The organism is Saccharopolyspora sp. (genome assembly GCF_017434145.1).
Lineage (GTDB): Bacteria > Actinomycetota > Actinomycetes > Mycobacteriales > Pseudonocardiaceae > Saccharopolyspora_C > Saccharopolyspora_C galaxeae.
In genome coordinates this window covers 1-2343 of sequence record NZ_JAFRFW010000929.1, presented here as the reverse complement: position 1 = coordinate 2343, position 2343 = coordinate 1, and the positions used below count along the sequence as shown (strand labels likewise).

Below are 2343 nucleotides of genomic sequence, written 5' to 3'. Positions count from 1 at the left end.
GGCCGGTAGTGCTCACCGGGATGCGGGTGGCCGCCCAGTTGCTGCTGGGCATCGCCGCGATCGCCGCGGCGGTCAACGGACCCGGTCTGGGGAACCTGATCCTTGACGGGTTGGCCAAAGCGGGCACGCCGTTCGCGATCTACCTGACCGTGGAGGGCGTGGCCGCCATCGTGTTGCTGGCCGTGCTTTTCGACTCGCTGTTCGCCGTGCTGAACCGACTCACCACGTTGATGGGGTTGTAATGTCCGAGGCCATCCACGGATCGGGCGGCGAGGCCATGATCCGCCTCGACCGGCTCACCAAGTCCTACCCCGGCCGCCCGGAACCTGCCGTGCACGAGTTGACCCTCGACGTGCCCGCCGGTCGGATCGTGGCATTCGTCGGCCCCTCCGGGTGCGGCAAGACCACGACGATGAAGCTGATCAACCGATTGATCGAACCGACCGCGGGCCGGATCCACCTCGGTGGCACCGACGTCACCGAGGTGCGAGCGGACCGGTTGCGCCGCAAGATCGGCTACACCATCCAGCAGACCGGCTTGTTCCCGCACCGCACCGTCGCGAGCAACATCGCCACCGTCCCTCGCATGCTCGGCTGGGATGCGGGGTCCATCGCCGAACGTGTCGATGAATTGCTGAATCTCGTCGGGCTCGACCCGCAGCACTACCGCGGCCGGTACCCGAAGCAGTTGTCCGGCGGCCAGCAGCAACGGGTCGGGGTGGCCCGATCGCTCGGGGCCGACCCCGCAGTGATGCTGATGGACGAACCGTTCGGTGCGATCGACCCGCTGAACCGGGAGGCGCTGCAGAACGAGTTGCTGCGCATCCAAGCCCAGCTGCGCAAGACGATCGTGTTCGTCACCCACGACATCGACGAGGCGATCAAGATGGGAGATCGGATCGCGATCTTCCGCGACGGCGGCCGCATCGCCCAGTACGACGTCCCGGAACGCATCCTCGGCGAGCCCGCCGACGACTTCGTGCGGTAGTTCCTGGGTTCGGGGACCGCGGTCAAGCGGCTCTCGCTGACCCGGCTCGCCGACCTCGACATCCCGCGGTGGCCGACGGTCGATGACTCCGCCGAGGACGCCGAACGCGTCGCCGTCGCCACCCGAACCGACGAGGAATTCCTTCTGCTGCTGGATTCCGAACGCCGCCCGTTGGGCTGGCAACCTCGCAACCGGCCCGACGACCGGGACGCTGCTGTCCCGTTGATCTCGCCGCTGGGTCCGAGGCACACGTTGTTCGAGGCGTTGGACCAGATGTTGTCCGTCAATTCCTCGGCTTCCGTCGTCGTCGACGAACAAGGCCGTTCCCGCGGCGTCCTGCGACTCGACTCCATCCGGGAGCTGAGCAACGTCCAACTCCCAGGCCGACCGGACCTGCTGGAGGTGTCCTCGTGAGCGCGCTCGCGCAAGACACCGGCGGATCGGCGACGGTCGCGGCGCGTTCCGTCCGGTACGCGGTCACGCCGCTGGTCCTGGCCGCTGTGCTGCTCGCACTGTACGGCTACATCTCGGTCCAGCCGTTGGATTTGATCGAACAGCGCAGTCTGAATGTCGAGTACCTGCTCAGCCGCACCGCAAAGCACTTGGTGCTGACGGCGATCGTTACGACGCTGATCTTGTCGGTGGCCATCCCGGTGGGGGTGCTGTTGACCCGTTCTTGGGCGGGCAGGATCTCGGCGCCGCTGCTGGCGGCCGCGAACATCGGCCAAGCCGTGCCTTCCCTGGGACTGATAGTGCTCCTGGCGGTGACGTTCGTCAGCCTCGGCGTCGACCACATCGCGATCATCGCCTTCCTGCTCTACGGCGTCCTGCCGGTACTGCGCAACACCATCGCCGGCTTGCAACAGGTCGACCCCTCCGTGATCGAGTCCGCACGCGGCATGGGCATGACCCGCGCCGCGGTGCTCTGGAACATCGAAATCCCGCTGGCGGTGCCGATCATGCTGGCCGGAGTCCGCACCGCTCTGGTCATCACGGTCGGCACCGTTGCGCTGGGAACGTTCATCGGCGCGGGCGGGCTCGGGGACGTGATCTCCAACGGGATCAATTCCAGCCGCAACCACGTGCTCGTGGTCGGCAGCGTCCTGGTCGCCGCACTGGCAGTGCTGATCGACTGGCTGGCGAGCATCGCCGAAGACGTGCTGCACCCTCGCGGATTGTGACCCCGCGGCCACTCGACTACGGAGGTGACACTCGTGTTCTCACGAGCCGGAAATCGCACTTTGGCGTCCCTGCTCGCCCTCGTCGCCGCGACGGTGACCGGATGCAGCGCGATGTCCGCGAACACCGCGGCTCCGGCCGAGTCGCCCCGGCCGCGGCACGGCTCCATCGGATCC

The 2343-nt window shown here is 67.3% G+C and carries 3 protein-coding genes and 1 pseudogene; all 4 read left to right on the top strand.

What is annotated here, in order from left to right:
* Positions 1-242: pseudogene (locus IJH84_RS25140) on the top strand (ABC transporter permease); the annotation flags it as partial.
* Positions 242-988 (top strand): ABC transporter ATP-binding protein, encoded by a 747-nt coding sequence (locus IJH84_RS25135; protein ID WP_295149779.1) that lies wholly within the window; start codon positions 242-244, stop codon positions 986-988. The pseudogene IJH84_RS25140 and the gene IJH84_RS25135, both read left to right, overlap by 1 nt.
* Before the next feature lie 171 nt (positions 989-1159).
* Positions 1160-1402: a hypothetical protein gene (locus tag IJH84_RS25130; RefSeq protein WP_295149777.1), complete on the top strand. Its 243-nt coding sequence runs from the start codon at positions 1160-1162 to the stop codon at positions 1400-1402.
* On the top strand, positions 1399-2169 hold the full coding sequence (locus IJH84_RS25125; protein ID WP_295149775.1) for an ABC transporter permease: 771 nt from the start codon (positions 1399-1401) through the stop codon (positions 2167-2169). The genes IJH84_RS25130 and IJH84_RS25125 overlap by 4 nt, the downstream gene beginning before the upstream one ends.
* The last annotated feature ends 174 nt before the right edge of the window (positions 2170-2343 follow it).

Coding starts and splice junctions, on each gene's coding strand:
- IJH84_RS25135 (WP_295149779.1), top strand. CDS start 242: ATGTCCGAGGCCATCCACGGATCGGGCGGCGAGGCCATGATCCGCCTC.